The sequence below is a fragment of the Amphibacillus cookii genome, assembly GCF_016908375.1.
Classification (GTDB): Bacteria; Bacillota; Bacilli; order Bacillales; family Amphibacillaceae; genus Amphibacillus_C; species Amphibacillus_C cookii.
On the sequence record NZ_JAFBDS010000003.1, the window covers coordinates 103,522 to 119,283 of the forward strand.

The 15,762-nt window shown below is 38.9% G+C and carries 15 protein-coding genes; 3 read left to right on the top strand and 12 right to left on the bottom strand.

Annotation, left to right across the window (positions count from 1 at the left end; genetic code table 11):
* Positions 1 to 265 precede the first annotated feature (265 nt).
* Positions 266 to 1,105, bottom strand: a complete 840-nt coding sequence (locus JOE23_RS05710) for an aldo/keto reductase (protein WP_204436854.1) — start codon at positions 1,103 to 1,105, stop codon at positions 266 to 268.
* Positions 1,106 to 1,504: 399 nt separating this feature from the next.
* On the opposite strand from JOE23_RS05710, the gene zupT reads away from it, so the two are divergent.
* Entirely contained in the window at positions 1,505 to 2,314 is an 810-nt protein-coding gene (gene zupT, locus JOE23_RS05715) for a zinc transporter ZupT (protein ID WP_017471143.1), read from the top strand.
* 50 nt (positions 2,315 to 2,364) lie between these two features.
* Here zupT and ric read toward each other — a convergent pair whose 3' ends face one another.
* Both ric and helD read right to left on the bottom strand, forming a co-directional pair.
* Positions 2,365 to 3,057 carry an iron-sulfur cluster repair di-iron protein gene (ric, locus tag JOE23_RS05720; RefSeq protein WP_204436435.1) on the bottom strand — a complete coding sequence of 231 codons (693 nt, stop codon included), beginning with the start codon at positions 3,055 to 3,057 and terminating at the stop codon, positions 2,365 to 2,367.
* A 122-nt stretch (positions 3,058 to 3,179) separates the two neighbouring features.
* Positions 3,180 to 5,528 (bottom strand): RNA polymerase recycling motor HelD, encoded by a 2,349-nt coding sequence (gene helD, locus JOE23_RS05725; protein WP_204436437.1) that lies wholly within the window; start codon positions 5,526 to 5,528, stop codon positions 3,180 to 3,182.
* A gap of 172 nt (positions 5,529 to 5,700) precedes the next feature.
* Here helD and JOE23_RS05730 point away from each other — a divergent pair, with 172 nt between their 5' ends.
* Entirely contained in the window at positions 5,701 to 6,933 is a 1,233-nt protein-coding gene (locus JOE23_RS05730) for an MFS transporter (RefSeq protein WP_275581455.1), read from the top strand.
* Between the two features lie 72 nt (positions 6,934 to 7,005).
* On the opposite strand, the gene JOE23_RS05735 is transcribed toward JOE23_RS05730, so the two are convergent.
* Entirely contained in the window at positions 7,006 to 7,386 is a 381-nt protein-coding gene (locus JOE23_RS05735; RefSeq protein ID WP_204436439.1) for a RidA family protein, read from the bottom strand.
* Positions 7,387 to 7,518: 132 nt separating this feature from the next.
* Here JOE23_RS05735 and JOE23_RS05740 point away from each other — a divergent pair, with 132 nt between their 5' ends.
* Positions 7,519 to 7,917: a secondary thiamine-phosphate synthase enzyme YjbQ gene (locus JOE23_RS05740; protein WP_204436857.1), complete on the top strand. Its 399-nt coding sequence runs from the start codon at positions 7,519 to 7,521 to the stop codon at positions 7,915 to 7,917.
* Positions 7,918 to 8,041: 124 nt separating this feature from the next.
* On the opposite strand, the gene JOE23_RS05745 is transcribed toward JOE23_RS05740, so the two are convergent.
* The 8 genes from JOE23_RS05745 to JOE23_RS05775 all read right to left on the bottom strand — a co-directional run bounded on the left by JOE23_RS05745 (position 8,042) and on the right by JOE23_RS05775 (position 15,749).
* A complete protein-coding gene (locus tag JOE23_RS05745) occupies positions 8,042 to 8,449 on the bottom strand; it encodes a hypothetical protein (protein ID WP_204436440.1) in 408 nt (135 codons plus the stop codon).
* A gap of 224 nt (positions 8,450 to 8,673) precedes the next feature.
* Entirely contained in the window at positions 8,674 to 8,760 is an 87-nt protein-coding gene (locus tag JOE23_RS18240) for a putative holin-like toxin (RefSeq protein ID WP_420827533.1), read from the bottom strand.
* 293 nt (positions 8,761 to 9,053) lie between these two features.
* On the bottom strand, positions 9,054 to 10,535 hold the full coding sequence (locus JOE23_RS05750; protein WP_204436444.1) for an alpha-N-arabinofuranosidase: 1,482 nt from the start codon (positions 10,533 to 10,535) through the stop codon (positions 9,054 to 9,056).
* Positions 10,536 to 10,547: 12 nt separating this feature from the next.
* Complete coding sequence (locus tag JOE23_RS05755; protein ID WP_204436445.1) at positions 10,548 to 11,837, bottom strand: glycoside hydrolase family 27 protein; 1,290 nt, start codon at positions 11,835 to 11,837, stop codon at positions 10,548 to 10,550.
* Positions 11,838 to 11,851: 14 nt separating this feature from the next.
* Positions 11,852 to 13,357, bottom strand: coding sequence for an arabinosylfuranosidase ArfA (arfA, locus tag JOE23_RS05760; protein WP_204436446.1), 1,506 nt, complete (start codon positions 13,355 to 13,357; stop codon positions 11,852 to 11,854).
* A gap of 207 nt (positions 13,358 to 13,564) precedes the next feature.
* Positions 13,565 to 13,981, bottom strand: coding sequence for a hypothetical protein (locus tag JOE23_RS05765; RefSeq protein WP_204436449.1), 417 nt, complete (start codon positions 13,979 to 13,981; stop codon positions 13,565 to 13,567).
* 20 nt (positions 13,982 to 14,001) lie between these two features.
* Positions 14,002 to 14,847 carry a carbohydrate ABC transporter permease gene (locus JOE23_RS05770; RefSeq protein ID WP_204436451.1) on the bottom strand — a complete coding sequence of 282 codons (846 nt, stop codon included), beginning with the start codon at positions 14,845 to 14,847 and terminating at the stop codon, positions 14,002 to 14,004.
* A 26-nt stretch (positions 14,848 to 14,873) separates the two neighbouring features.
* The gene (locus tag JOE23_RS05775) at positions 14,874 to 15,749 is read right to left on the bottom strand and encodes a carbohydrate ABC transporter permease (RefSeq protein WP_204436453.1); all 876 of its coding nucleotides are present in this window, start codon (positions 15,747 to 15,749) and stop codon (positions 14,874 to 14,876) included.
* Positions 15,750 to 15,762 lie beyond the last annotated feature (13 nt).

Here is a 15,762-nt window from a genome sequence, read left to right on the forward strand (position 1 = left end):
AGCGTCCGTTATCATCCACCTCCATCAATTTGCTCTACGCTCTATTTTGAGGAGATGGTTTACGAATGATTATCTGTGATAAAAATTCAACATAACCTAAAGCTAAGAAAAGCGGAATGCATGCGTTTATACTTGCTTTTAAGATTCCTTTCGCTCATAGCGTTTCTATGCTTGCATGCAAAAAAGGCGAATGAAAAATCGATTGATACATCTCATTCGCCTTGATCACGATATTTACTTTTGTCCCAAATGCATCCTTGATCACTTAGTACTTATTAAATGCATCAGGGTCTGGACCCCGTCGATCATCTTTGTTCATCGCATTAATCTGACTCATTTCCTCAGCTGTTAATTCAAAATCAAACACATCAGCATTGCTAATGATACGGTGTTCTTTAACCGATTTCGGTATCGTTACTACCCCGCTTTGTAAGTCCCATCGAATAATAACTTGTGCGACTGTTTTATTATGATGGTTCGCAATCTCGGTCAGAATAGGATCATCTAATAGTTCACCTTGTTTTAAAGGTGACCATGCTTCAAGTTGGATATGGTGATCACGACAATACGCACGTAATGGCTCCTGTGTTAAATGCGGGTGAAATTCGACCTGGTTAACCATTGGCACAATTTCACAATCCTTGATTAGCTCGGCTAAATGGCTTTCTTTGAAATTGCTGACACCAATCGCTCTGATCTTCCCTTCCTTATATAGCTTCTCAAGGGCACGCCATGTATCTTTGTATTTATTTAATTCTGGAACAGGCCAGTGGATTAAGTAAAGATCTAAGTAGTCTAACTGTAAACGCGCTAAGGTAGATTCAAACGCATCTAATGTTGATTGATAACCTTGATCACTATTCCATACTTTAGAAGTAATGAATAATTGATCTCGTGCAACATCAGATTGTTTGATTGCTTGCCCCACACCTTCTTCATTTTTATAAACAGCTGCGGTATCAATGCTACGATAGCCATTTTCAATTGCTTTTGTCACCGAGTGAATCACTTCATCTCCATCTTCTACTTTGAAGACTCCAAGTCCAAGCCAAGGCATTTCCACTCCATTATGCAATGTCGTTGTTGATGATAAATCGTTTAACATCATAAATGACCTCCTTCATTGTTATATGATCTATTGTCTCATATTTCTAAAAAAATGAAAAAGAATTTAAATGTTACAGGCTTGCTAAGATATAGAGTTGGATCATAGACATCTCAGATGGATCTCGTCTATTGCCTGATAATCGTTTTTTCGAATGAACGATAAAGCGAACCTTCAATCAGGAGAGCTTTTCGTTCTTTCCCAGTGATTGATCGTTGAGTGCATCCGAACATTAGCGGCGGTTATCTGTGATAAAAACATTGCATAATGCGAAGGCTAGACTTAAAATGTATATAGATTCGAAAGTTGCTTGCAGGAAACATTTAAGACGATGCACAATTTCTAACTGCACGCCTATACTAAAGATAGAACTCGAAATCAAGAAAGGATTTCATACTTATGGACGAAAATTTACTACTTGCATTTGGATTAACATTATTTGCTGGTTTAGCAACAGGTATCGGCAGTATACTTGCTTTTTTCACCTCCACAACGAACACGAAGTTCTTGTCTTTCTCACTTGGATTCTCAGCAGGTGTCATGATTTATGTTTCAATGGTTGAGATCTTTTTTAAAGCTCAAGAATCATTAATAGCAGAGCTTGGCCAAGTACGCGGTTCTTGGATGACCGTAATTGGTTTTTTTGGTGGCATGTTGTTAATTGCACTTATTGATCGATTTATCCCAAAGCAAGGTAACCCTCATGAAGTTAAGAAAATAGAGGATATGGATAAAAGACCGACACAGGTAAATGATCCAAGTCTATTAAAAATGGGGACGTTTACTGCACTGGCGATTGCGATTCATAATTTCCCCGAAGGCATTGCGACATTTACAGCTACCCTTCAAGATCCGGGCTTAGGCGTTGCCATTGCCATTGCGATAGCGATTCACAACATACCTGAGGGCATTGCCATCTCCGTGCCGATCTATTATGCAACAGGCAGCAAGAAGAAAGCATTTAAACTATCTTTCTTATCTGGCTTAGCTGAACCTGCGGGGGCGATACTCGCCTACCTCATTTTAATGCCTTTCTTAACAGAAACACTATTCGGTGTTGTTTTTGCCGGTGTCGCTGGTATCATGATTTTCATCTCATTGGATGAGCTACTTCCGGCTGCTAAACGTTACGATGAAACACACACATCAATCTATGGTCTTATTGCTGGGATGGCCGTTATGGCACTGAGCTTATTATTACTTATCTAATCATGAAAAGAGAGACTGTATCAAAATCTATTGATACAGCCTCTCTTTCGTTAACTTTTAAATAAAATATGGTTCTCTAAATAAATGTGTTGAAGGGTATGGGTCTCTAATTCTGCAAGACGCGCATAAGTTATCCGATAAGAATTACACGCACCTTCAGGTGGGGTAAAACCATTTGTCAAATCGCGCATGTCTTTCAATAACTCCCCTACTTTTTGGTGCTCTTCTTCCATTTGATCATTCAATGTTTCTATGTCTCGCTTAAGTTGTGCATCACCTGTTTGCTCATATTCACGTATAAGAGGAAAAAGCTCTTGCTCTTCTGTCACTAAATGAGGCTCAATCTCTGCTTTAAATGTATGAAAATTTTGATAGAGCTGTTTTAAATGCGGATGATTATGGCCATGCACCCGAAAAATTTTAGTTACGAATTGGCTGAGCGGCTCAAGCTCTTGCTCTAAATAGCGATGATGGTGTTCGACAATATGTGTGATAAGCTCTGTGTGCGAGACTACTGTCCAGTCTATATTTTGATGGCCTGCTTCCTGCCATTCTTGATATGCTTTGTTCAATGTATCCATAACGGCTTGACCATCAATGTTTTGCCTTTTTTCAAATACAGCTTGTAACGGCTGATCTCCCCCACAACAAAAATCAATCCGTGCTTCTTTAAATAAATCGCTCGCTTTTGGAAATGCCTTAACGACCTCTGCCGGTGTATGTTCAACGCGAAATGTATCCATAAAATATAACCTCCTAAAGAAATGGTCATTAAAAGATAACACAAATATTTAGGAGGATCGGTGATCTCGATCACTTTTTCTAGCATAATGCCTACTGAAGGCATGGTAAACGACCGATAACACTACTCCGCATTTACTTCATGAACTTTATAAAAATCATACAAAGGTGCGGGCACTTCTTTAAGAAAAGCTGAAACACCGTCAATCGCAATGACTGTGAGTGCATGCATTGCACGCGTACAAGCCGTGTACAAGAGGTTTCGATCCAATTCAGTAACATATTGATCGACCGAAGCATCATAAACAACCACCGCGTCAAATTCTATCCCTTTTGCTAAATAAGCTGGGAGCACTTGAATACCTTGTTTAAAGGTATGTGTTTCCGTCCCGACAAAGTGAACATCTTGGTAAGATTGCTTAAGTAGCTTAGCTAAAGCCTTGGCCATTGCCTTGTTCTTTGTAATGACGGCGATATTTTGATGAGCGTGGTTTAAGTAATCACTAATGGCTGTATAAAGTTTATACTCAGCAATGGTTTCATTATCGACTTCAATAACAACAGGCATCTCTCCTTCACGGTTAAACGGCTCAATTTGATTTCCGTTCGGCATAAACGACCTCGTAAATTCGACAATCGGTCGTGTTGATCGATAGCTTCTCAACAATGTGATCCGCTCAACGTGTTGGTCGCCTTGATCTACCAAAACATTTTGATCTGTCATCGCATGATAGTAAATCGCCTGATTGATATCACCCAAAAGTGTCATTCGACTATTTGGATAAATATGAGCTAAATAGCGCAATTGAAAGGGAGAATAATCCTGTGCTTCATCCAAGAAAATATATTTAATCGCACGATTGGCTTCAAATCCCATTAGCATCCGTTCAAAATAAAGAAATGGTGTCGCATCCTCCCATGTTAAAAAGTTATCTTTGATACGTTTTATCGTAGAATCACTAATGGCTTGCCATTCTAATCTTGTTAATGGTTGATCAACGTCAGCTTGCTCAAACAGTTGAAGGTATGTTTTCTTTGTATCCATAAAGTAAAACCGTTTAATTTTTTTACGTAATGGCTTTAGTTGTTCTCTAATCACTTTCCGTTTTAAATAATCCGTTTCTTTATCGACATCATGATAGGTTTCCATGTCCTCACTTGATTCTTCCTCGAGCGCTTGGTAAGCTTCTTGAAAATCTTCCTTACTTAGGAGCTCGATCTCATTTTCAACCCACTTTGCTTTCATATACTGACGTTCTTGCTTCTTCAATTCTGCTAATATCCACTGTGACATCTTTTCTAAACGAACTTGAATGGGTGTCGCATTTGAAAAACTGTAAAAATAACGCGATAGTTGTGTTTTAGATAGGAGTAAATCGCTTCGAAAACGAATATTTCGAAATGCCATGCCACTTTCCTTTAAATGTTCTAAAAAATGATCAACATGGCGCTTGAATAACTCACTTGATTTATAACGCATACCAACGAGACGCTCATTTGCTTCGTTATCGCTATTTGCCAAAGCAAATTCTAACTGTTCAAATGGCGATTCAATCACAAAACGTCTACCTAGCTGCTGTTCAATATAATGATAAAACGTCATTTGTTTAATATTATCTTCGCCTAGTTCCGGTAATACACGCGAGACATAACTGTTAAACAAAGGATTGGGTGAAAATAAAATCATTTGATCTGCTGTTAACTGTTCACGGTAACGATATAATAAATAAGCGACACGTTGTAATGCAGCAGATGTTTTCCCACTGCCCGCTACCCCTTGAACAACAAGCATTTTGCTTTTTTCATTGCGAATAATTTTATTTTGTTCGCGCTGAATCGTGGCAACAATACTCTTCATTGTCGTATCCGATGACTTGCCAAGCACAGATTGTAAGAGATGATCACCAATGGTCAATCCCGTGTCAAACATACCTGTTAGTTCACCCTGCTTAATCACATATTGCCTTTTTAAAGTCATTTCACCTTCAACTTGCTGATCAATCGCTTGGTAACTCGCACGACCCGGTGGATAGTCATAATACATACTTGAGATCGGCGCACGCCAATCATAAACGAGAAATGCTTCTTCCTTCTCATCCATTAATGATGACGTACCAATATATATACGTTCTTCCGTTTGTTCGCCTGCTTCTATAAAGTCGATTCTGCCAAAATAAGGTGTCTCTCTTAGACGTAATAATTTATCTAATTGCTGGGACAACTGACCATGACTACGTTCTCTTTCTGATAAAAACTCAGCTTGTTGCTTCAAACTTGCTTGCGTTTCAATGGCGTCATCTAATTCTGTTAAATTGACCGTGACATCATCCCAGAAGTCTTTCCTTATATCAATCACGCGATCCTTTAATGTTTTCATATAAGCGGTTAAGCGATGAATTTTCCGATCGATATAACTACTAACCCGCTTCACACGTTGATATTCTTCTTGCCAATCCTTTTCATGTTTGGTCATATGTTTCACTCCTCTATTGCCAAAACCAGTCGCCGCTTAGCGACACCTTACTTTTACCCTCTATTCTACGTGATTATCCCTAAAAAGACTAGAAAAAAGCGGTTTTTGCAAAAGTCTTTCATCCTGCTTGCAAATACGTTATCATATATATTTAGAGAGGCGAAAGATTTTTTTGAAAGAAGGGGTTATCATTCAAGAACAGCAATTAGTTAAACAAAATGTTGCCATCATGTGGTTTGCCAATTTTTTTATCGCTGGTAGTATCACAATGGTTCAACCTTTTTTATCGCTTTATATTGATTCATTAGGGGATTATTCAGCTAGCTATGTTCAAACATGGTCAGGGTTAATCTTTAGTGTCACTTTTGTTACAGCATTTATTTTTTCTCCTATTTGGGGAAAAGTGGGTGATCGTTTTGGTCGTAAACCCATATTAGTTGTTTTTGCTTTTGGATTAGGGGTTTCATTGTTCCTAATGGGCTTTGTCACGTCGATTGTTCAGCTCTTTTTCTTACGAATGTTTATGGGGATTTTCACTGGTTTTATTTCAATGTCACAAGCTTTAATTTCAACACAAACGTCAAAACGTGTCGCTGGACAGGTATTAGGTACATTACAAACTGGGAGTATAACAGGCACATTATTGGGGCCATTGATTGGTGGAGTGTTGGCTGATTTATTTGGTTATTCTGCTACGTTTCAATGGTTGGCTTTTGTGTTGCTCTTTGCTAGTTTACTCGTTCTTTTCGGGGTCAAAGAATTTCGAATTCAAGAAGAAGAGCAACCGATTCACTATTCGAGTCGACAAGTATTGTTGCATATCTTTAGACATCCGATGTTATTAATCGTGATGTTTATGTCAATGATTGTTCAAGTCGCTAATTTTAGTGTACAACCGATTTTGTCTTTATTTGTTGGTGACATCCACGGATCAGCTAACATTGCCTTTTTCTCTGGCCTCGCCTTTTCATCAGCTGGTTTAGGTAACTTGTTAATGGCACGTAAATGGGGAAGGATTGGTGATCAGGTCGGTTACATTAAAATATTGACGATTTTATTATTTGCTGCTGGTATTATCTATTTCCCAGCTGGATTTGTGACAAACCTTTGGCAATTAATTATATTGCGTTTTCTACTAGGTATTACTATTGGTGGTATTATCCCCATTCGAATTGCATATATACGCCAAGAAGCACCGATTTCAATGCAAGGCGAAGTGCTTGGTTACAATACAAGTCTACGCTTTTTCGGCAATATGATTGGTCCAATGCTAGGGGGAACCATCAGTGCTTATTTCGGTTATTCTGCTGTGTTCATCTTAACAAGTGCATTATTATTGTTAAGTGGTATCATCATGGCTGTCGCACAGCGTCGGCATCCCGAGCTTGTGCCTAACCATGCTTGATCTCACATGATCGATTCGTTTGATTATCTTAGTAAAAAAGCCAACATCCGATGAGCGATGTTGGCTTTTGCTTTATCTTTTTGCAATAACGTCCATTTCTACTTTAACCCCTTTAGGGAGTTGGCTCACTTCAACTGTCGCACGGGCAGGATAAGGTACTGTTAGAAACTCAGCATACGTCTCATTTAACGTAGCAAAATCATTCATATCGGTTAAATAAATCGTAAACTTTGCCACGTGTTCAAATGTTAAATTGGCTTGTTTTAAAACAGCAGCTAAATTTTTCATCACTTGAACTGTCTGTTCTTTTATTCCCCCTGCTACAACTTCCATCGTGTTTGGATCGAGTGGGATTTGCCCTGAAACAAATACAAGATCCCCCAAATCAATCGCTTGTGAATAAGGGCCAATTGCTTCAGGCGCCTGATTAGTCTGAATCGCTTTACGTGTCATAAGTATGACTCCTTTTTTATTCATTTTGTTGTTAGCATTTTACCACACTCGCGTTTTTTTAGTAAACTAATGATGTCTGGTTTATAAATGATGACGAAGGGAATACATCGCAATATAGGAAGGGTGATCAATTTGTTTAAAACATTTCCATTAAAAACAAACAAGCATAGTGACATGATCGAGATTACCAATCAAATTCAACAATGGCTGACTGAAGAGCAAGTCGATAACGGGGTTATTGTTGTCTCCTCCATGCATACAACTGCCGGCATTACCGTCAATGAGAACGCCGATCCCGATGTCAAAACGGATTTTTTACGAAGGCTTGACGAAGTCTACCCGTGGGAGGACAAAAATGACCGCCATATGGAAGGCAATACCGCAGCACATTTAAAAACCAGTACAGTAGGACATGCTCAAACGATCGTGATTGATCAAGGTCAATTAGTGCTCGGCACATGGCAAGGGATTTATTTTTGTGAATTTGACGGACCACGCTCACGTCAATTCCATGTGAAAGTACTGCGGTGATGGAATGAACACCACCCCACCGATTATTGAGCCGACCTCCTGATATAAGGAAGTCGGCTCAATTTAAATCTTACACAAGTAATGTTTCTGCCGTGTATTGCGTTGTATTTGCTTACGTTTATCTTTATCTCAATTCATCATCTAACGGGACAATCTGTTCATCTAATACTTTCTTCCATTCACGCTTCATCCTTTGAGGATACGTAAAGGGCTTAACTTCTGGATGCATCGTCTTAAAGGCATCATAATCCTTACTTTCAATAATGCTTTTCATGTTTGGGATGCTCTCCATACCCATCATGTACTGTATTGCTGATGCGTGTAATTCATGGCTTGATACACACCACGACTGACTAAACGCTTCGATAGTTTCATTTTTCTTACCTGTAAAGAAACGTCGTTTTACCGCAAAGATATCTTCTTTTTCTTCAATGACCTCTTGATCAATCGCATTTAAAATATCTCGATAGACCGCTTTGACGTTTTCTTCCTTGTTTAATTTTTGTAAGGCTTTTCGCTGATTTTTACACATTTAGAGACATGAGAATTAGGATTTGCTTTCACATAAACCCTTATGTATAATTAGATTATAGAGACGGGTGTCGATTTTAAACACTTAATTGTATGAATTTGTGCCACTTGGCATAAACTAAAAGCTGTTAGTGCGTCAACACTAACAGCAAAATAGACTTACTCCCTTCAAGGGGGTCAGTACTGCGACGAAATAATCCGCCGAGCGATCAACTCATAGGCGGATTATTTTTTTGTGTTGTTAAAGGCAATTACTGCTACGATCAACACAGAAAAATTAATCATGATGGTCAACGTTTCAAATACCGTCATGCAGCATCACCCCCTTTCTTACAAAAGGTAAGGTGAGTACTGGACCGCCCATGAGTTAGCAAATCTATTAAGTTAAATTATATCACAAATTCAAGAAGCAAACGATAGTCATAAGTGAGACAGTATGTTTGGTATATGACTATTGTATCATGTCAATCAAATTAGAAAAATCAGTTCAGTGAAGCGAGTAATCGCAGGTTTAATTCAAGCTGAAAACCCTCTTCAATAAACTTGGAGCTTTTTTACATAGAAAAGACTAGGTTTTCACCTAGCCTTCTTGTTAACTTCTCTTACTATGCGTTTACTTTTAGGACGACAACAGACATTGGTGGTAAAGTCACCTTTAATCCTCCGTCCTTGTTTTCAAATGCTGTAAAGGCAACCGGCTTAACTTTATCTGGATTGTCAAATGTATTATGATCATTCATTTTTTCAGAAGTAATCACTTCTCCAGATACGTTGGCAAAATCAACACCGCGAATGTCAAAATCAATTTCTGCTTGGTGATCTTTATCCGCATTTGTCAAACTAATATGAATGGATCCGTCTTTGGCTTTTGAAGCAGACCCATTCACTTGTGGATACGCTGCTCCATCTACTTCTAACATTTTTGTGTCAATATCTAATGCGATTCTTTCGGCATCTTGATGGACTTTATACATTTTGAAAACGTGATAGGTTGGCGTTAATAACAGCCTGTCTTCTTCTGTTAACACCATTGCTTGAATAACATTAACCATCTGGGCAATATTTGCCATCTTAATACGATCATTATGATTATTGAAGATATTTAATGACACACCTGCAATCACCGCATCACGCACTGTGTTTTGTTGATATAGAAAACCTGGATTGGTTCCTGGCTCGACATCATACCATGCACCCCATTCATCAACAATCATCGCTACACGTTTTTCAGGGTCATATTTATCCATAATGGTACTGTGTTTTTCAATTAATTCTTCAATATAGTATGCCTTTTGCATCGACATTTCCCACTCTTTATCATCAAAACGAACGGCGTCACCCTTGTTCCAGAAGCCGCCTGGATGGACATAATAATGTAAGCTTAAGCCATCCATCATGTGATTAGCTTCGCGCATTAACGTTTCTGTCCATTGATAATCAGCAACATTTGCTCCTCCGGCGATTTTGAAAATTTTATTGTCGCCATAGTTGCGGACATATGTTTGAAAACGTCGGTAGAGATCCGCATAGTATTGTGGCCGCATATTGCCACCACAACCCCAGTTCTCATTACCGACACCAAAGTATTTAACGTTCCACGGTTTTTCTTGGCCATTTTCTTTACGCCAATTTGCCATTGGTGACTCGCCATCAAATGTCATGTATTCAACCCATTCTGACATCTCCTGTACCGTTCCACTACCTACATTGCCATTAATATAAGGCTCTGTCTCAAGCAACTCACATAATTTCATAAATTCATGTGTACCGAAGTGATTATTTTCAATGACACCACCCCAATGTGTATTGACCATCCGCTTTCGTTCTTGTCTAGGGCCAACACCATCTTTCCAATGATATTCATCGGCAAAACAGCCACCCGGCCAACGTAGAACAGGAATATTAAGATCTTTTAATGCAGCTAATACATCATTGCGAATACCATTCGTATTTGGGATGGGTGAATCTTCTCCTACCCATAAGCCTTCATATATACATCTGCCTAAGTGTTCAGCAAACTGACCATAAATATTCTTATCAATTTTCCCTCTTGACACATCAGCATTTAAAACGACTTTTGTTCCCATGTTAGCACCTCTTTACATTAATTTTATTTGAATAAGACAACACGCATGTGCGCGTATATCACAAGCTATTTCCGTTTCAGCAAGCGGTAAGGTTTGATCTAACCACACCTCTCTTAGCGAATCAATTTGATCTGCGCTTATTTCTAGCTGGTCAAAGGTAACAGAGACGGTTTGTTCACGATCGCTAATATTAAATAAACCGACATAAATGTCTTGCTCCACATAGGAACGCCAAACCACTCGATCGTTTTGTCGATAAATTTGGCAGGCATCTCTTCCCTTCTTATGGACATTTAATAGATCTTGATTGGTGATGAGCGCATGTGTAAACGTATCATTGTCTCGCAATTCTCCACCAAACATGAGTGGCGATCTAAACATCGACCAAAGCGTCATTAAAGTCATCTGTTCATCTTGAGTAAATCGGGTATAACGATCACTTGCTCCACCGTCAACTGAACGAATACCAATATGCCCTAATGGGAGCATATCCGCGTCCGGCCAGTGACCTGGTCCGACATTTTTACTCCAGCGATAACAACGGTCAAACATATCATAGAGCGGTGGCCATAGATCCCAAAAATCATCGGTCATGCGCCACATATTTGCATTTTCTTCAAGAATTGCTACATCATTTAAATAGGCAGGTCCAGGCGATAGACTAAGTACCATTGGACGCCCGCACCGATCAATCGCCTGACGAATCATTCGGATTTCATCGATATGCGCGCCATAAAGTTTGGAATCGGCAATATCATCAACCTTAACAAAGTCCACTTCCCATTCCGCATAGAGCTCAAATATTGAATCATAATAGAGCTGAGCTGCTTGTTTCGATGAATCAAGCCCATACATATCCGTATTCCACGGGCAAATCGAATTTGGTTTGGCAATTTCTCGTGCCGTGGAATCACTACCTTTAATTGGTGTGTTCTGATGCACCGCCTGACGCGGGATACCGCGCATGATATGGATACCAAATTTTAAGCCAAGTTTATGGATGTAGTCAGCTAATGGTTTAAAGCCACGACCATTACTTGATGATGGAAAGCGGTTCTCTGCCGGAATAAGCCGAGCATATCGATCCATTTGTAAAGGAACAAAAGGACGATAAGCAGATGACACAGCATCAGGCTCTGACCACTGAATGTCGACCACGATATATTCCCAACCATATGCCTTTAAATGTGTCGCCATATAATCTGCATTCGCTTTCACTTCTGCTTCAGTCACCGTTGCGCCATAGCAATCCCAACTGTTCCACCCCATTGGTGGTGTTAGCGCATATTGATGGTGCTTCATATTCGATCACCTCTTCATTTCTTTAAACGAATAACATTCCATGACGTTTTAGCCAATTGTGCTGTTAAGAGACCATCACTTAAACATGTGTTTCTGTTTTGTTGTGGAGAGACTGCTTGATGATCTACTGTGTTAACCGCTTTCAAATCATCATGGGCAAGTTCAATATGTTCAATCAACTGATAGCCTTGAAAACTTCTTAAATCCATATCAATTGGCATGGTAGATTGCAAATGTTTATTAACTAGAAATATGGTCAGTTCTTCTTGTTCTTCGTTATACACAGCAGCTGAATCTACATAAGGGACATCTGTGAAGTCTTTACTATCATACTTCGGGGTCGTTAAGATAGGTTTCAACGAAATCCCTCGGCCATATACTGATGCATGCATATAAGGATAGAAAATCGTTTGTTTCCATGCACGCCCATTATTTTCAGTCATAATCGGCGCAATGACATTAACAAGCTGAGCCATTGCGGCCATTTTGACACGATCAGCATGTTGTAAAAAGGTAATCAACATACTCCCAACAAGTAATGCATCTTCAAAGTTATAATGATCTTCCAATTGCGGCGGCGCAATTGACCATGGTTCGATTTTCTTATCGGCATCATTAGAGTGGTACCAAACATTCCATTCATCAAAGCTTAACTGAATCGACTTCTTGCTGCGGTGCTTCGCTTTAATGTAATCACACGTGGCGATAACGGTTTTAATAAAATGATCCATATCTAAATTTTTAGCTAAATAGTTGGCTGAATCATTTGAACGATTTCCATAATATTGATGTAATGAAATGTAGTCTACTTGTTCATAAGCAACATCAAGTGTGGTTGCTTCATACTCAGGGAAAGTTTGCATAGCCGTACTAGAGCTTCCACAGGCGACTAATTCTATTGTAGGATCTACTAGTTTCATTGCTTTGCCTGTTTCTTGAGCAATACGTCCATATTCATAAGCTGTTTTATGACCAACCTGCCAAGGGCCATCCATTTCGTTCCCTAAACACCATGTCTTAATCCGATGTGGCTCTTGATAACCATGAGAACGGCGTAAATCACTCCAGTAAGTCCCACCAGGATGATTGGTGTATTCAATCAGATTACGAGCCGCATCAATACCTCGCGTTCCTAGATTAACTGCCATCATCACCTCAGCACCAACTTTTTTCGCCCAATCAGCGAACTCATTCGTACCGACTTGATTGGTTTCAATCGTGCGCCATGCCAATTCTAAACGTCGCGGCCGATCTTCCTTAGTTCCAACCCCGTCTTCCCAGTTATACGCCGATACCATATTACCACCAGGGTAGCGAACGATCGGAACTTGCAACTGCTTGACAAGTTCAATAACGTCTTTACGGAAGCCTTGTTCATCTGCTTCAACATGGTCAGGTTGATAAATCCCACCATAAACGGCACGACCTAAATGTTCTATAAATGAACCATAAATGCGCTCATCTACTTTAGCAATTTGATAGTTTTTATCCAAAATGAGATTTGCTTTTAACTTATCCATACAATCTCCTCCCACAAAAAATGATTTTTCGTTTTAGCTGCATTATGTAAAGCTAACTGTCTATTAAACCCGTTAGCTTTTTACATGTTATCCCAACTTTTACAGACAGTAATTTTTTTCAAAAATAACGCATCTTCAAACTCGTCTGATTTATTTCTTCATCCATCGTCTCCCTAAACCTTTAACATTCTCACCATACAATGGTTGTTAAGCTGTCTTATAACTCTTATTCATACGAATCGCTTTGTTCTTAGCAAAATAGAATACAAAAGCTAACATATAAATTAAGAAGCCAACCACATCCATACTTGCTAATTGGATAACTGCCCAGAGCGCTAACCAAATCATTGTTCGCTTTTGAATTTGGTTATCTTTTAGGTGAACACCCACTAGAAAGTTTATAATCGCCATCACGAACATAAATAAACCAAACGCTAAAATGACACGGGAAACATTTCCCATCAATGACGTACCTACTATAGCTAAATCAGCATTAGAACCTTCTAACGCTTGGGCACCAGCATCATTAAACCACCGATAGTAACCAAATAATGTCATCAGAGCTGTGAACAGATTCCATATTGCACCCGTCATCACTAATTTTCGTTCGAGACCTCTTTTCATCGCAATCACCATACCTTTTATTAGCCTTTAATCCCCGCATTTAAGTTAATAGCCGAAACAAAATATTTTTGAGCAAATAAGAAGAGTAGCAAGGTTGGAATAATAGCTAATATCGCAGACCCCATCAGTTGTCCAACCATTTGATAGTTACCATAAATATCTTGTAGTAATAACAAACCCGCCGTGACAGGCATTTTTTGAACATCGGTATAAACAATAACTGGCCACAAGAAATCATTCCACGACCCTATAAATGAGAATAATCCCCCTACAATTAATACAGGCTTAATCAAAGGTAGAACAATTCTAAAAAAGATAGTGAAATCACTCGCACCGTCCACTCGAGCTGATTCATCTAGCTCCTTGGGCACCCCCTTCATAAATTGTCTGACAAGAAAGATGTTTCCCATCCCAGCTAATCCAGGTACAATCATTGCCCATGGCGTATTTACCCAACCTAAAATATCAACAATGCGATAAAGCGGAATAATATTTACGACGTTAGGAAAGAAAGAAATACCAAGCAACGTAAAGAACAGAACATCTCTCCCTTTAAAACGCATTCTAGAATACCCGTAACCTGTAATTGAAATAACAACAACAACAAGTAAAGTATGTGTAATTGAAATAAAAAGTGAGTTACCGATCCACCTTAAAATCGGTGCTGAAGACGTATTTTCAAGAATAGCCATGTAGTTATCAACAATCCAATTTACCGGTAGCAAACGGAAGCCTTCGTTTACCACTTCTCCCTGAGAACGAAATGATGTGGTAAAACCAAATATCATTGGTACAACCCAAATTAAGCAGACCGTAATAAGAAATAAGTAAGCTAAATACTTAGATATATTATATTTTTTATTCATTAGTTATCCCACCTTCCCATAATGATTTACGCTGAATTACGGTTCATCACATAATATTGTGCTGCCGAAATAATTAAGATGACCATACCCAGTAACACCGCCATTGCTGAAGCCATTCCAGCAATAGACTGTCCAGACCCAAACGCTAAATCACGGATATACATCATTAATACTGTTGTGCTTTCACGTGGACCACCATTAGTCATCATCAATGGCTGACCAAATACATTAAATGACCCAGCCGTTGTCATAACCACTGTATAAATAAGCGGAAATCTTATTGAAGGTAGTGTGACACTAATAAATTTCCGAATCGGACCAGCCCCATCAATCTCTGCTGATTCATATAAATCTTGAGATACGTTGCTAATCGAAGCACGATAAATGATCATATTACCGCCAATACCACCCCATACAGTCATGATAAATATCGTCATCCAAGCATAAGGTTGTGTTGCCGTCCAAACCGTATCTGCACCAAAAAAGTTATTCATCATCCCTAATTGACTATTGAAAATCAATGACCATATTAAGGCGGCAGCTGAAATCGAAATAAGGCCTGGAATATAAATAATCGATTGAAAAAAGTTTTTGAATTTTACTTTTTTATGTTCAATTGCCGAAGCAATAACTAACGGTATAGCTACCATAAGCGGGACACTTACACCAACAAAAATCAGCGTATTTTTCATACCATTAAAGAATTCATGGTGAAAAGATGAGTCTTGATTGGTTAAAATCGTTCGATAATTGTCTAACCCTACCCAAGTTGGAGAAGTCATAAGATTCCAATTCGTAAAAGATGCATATACACCATAAATTGAAGGGATTAATATGAAGACTACGAATAAAATGATATGTGGACCTATAAAAAACCAATGCGAAAATTTACTTTTATCCATTACGGGTAACCTC

Coding starts and splice junctions, on each gene's coding strand:
- JOE23_RS05710 (WP_204436854.1), bottom strand. CDS start 1,105: ATGTTAAACGATTTATCATCAACAACGACATTGCATAATGGAGTGGAA.
- zupT (WP_017471143.1), top strand. CDS start 1,505: ATGGACGAAAATTTACTACTTGCATTTGGATTAACATTATTTGCTGGT.
- ric (WP_204436435.1), bottom strand. CDS start 3,057: ATGGATACATTTCGCGTTGAACATACACCGGCAGAGGTCGTTAAGGCA.
- helD (WP_204436437.1), bottom strand. CDS start 5,528: ATGACCAAACATGAAAAGGATTGGCAAGAAGAATATCAACGTGTGAAG.
- JOE23_RS05735 (WP_204436439.1), bottom strand. CDS start 7,386: ATGACACGTAAAGCGATTCAGACTAATCAGGCGCCTGAAGCAATTGGC.
- JOE23_RS05745 (WP_204436440.1), bottom strand. CDS start 8,449: ATGTGTAAAAATCAGCGAAAAGCCTTACAAAAATTAAACAAGGAAGAA.
- JOE23_RS18240 (WP_420827533.1), bottom strand. CDS start 8,760: ATGACGGTATTTGAAACGTTGACCATCATGATTAATTTTTCTGTGTTG.
- JOE23_RS05750 (WP_204436444.1), bottom strand. CDS start 10,535: ATGGGAACAAAAGTCGTTTTAAATGCTGATGTGTCAAGAGGGAAAATT.
- JOE23_RS05755 (WP_204436445.1), bottom strand. CDS start 11,837: ATGAAGCACCATCAATATGCGCTAACACCACCAATGGGGTGGAACAGT.
- arfA (WP_204436446.1), bottom strand. CDS start 13,357: ATGGATAAGTTAAAAGCAAATCTCATTTTGGATAAAAACTATCAAATT.
- JOE23_RS05765 (WP_204436449.1), bottom strand. CDS start 13,981: ATGAAAAGAGGTCTCGAACGAAAATTAGTGATGACGGGTGCAATATGG.
- JOE23_RS05770 (WP_204436451.1), bottom strand. CDS start 14,847: ATGAATAAAAAATATAATATATCTAAGTATTTAGCTTACTTATTTCTT.
- JOE23_RS05775 (WP_204436453.1), bottom strand. CDS start 15,749: ATGGATAAAAGTAAATTTTCGCATTGGTTTTTTATAGGTCCACATATC.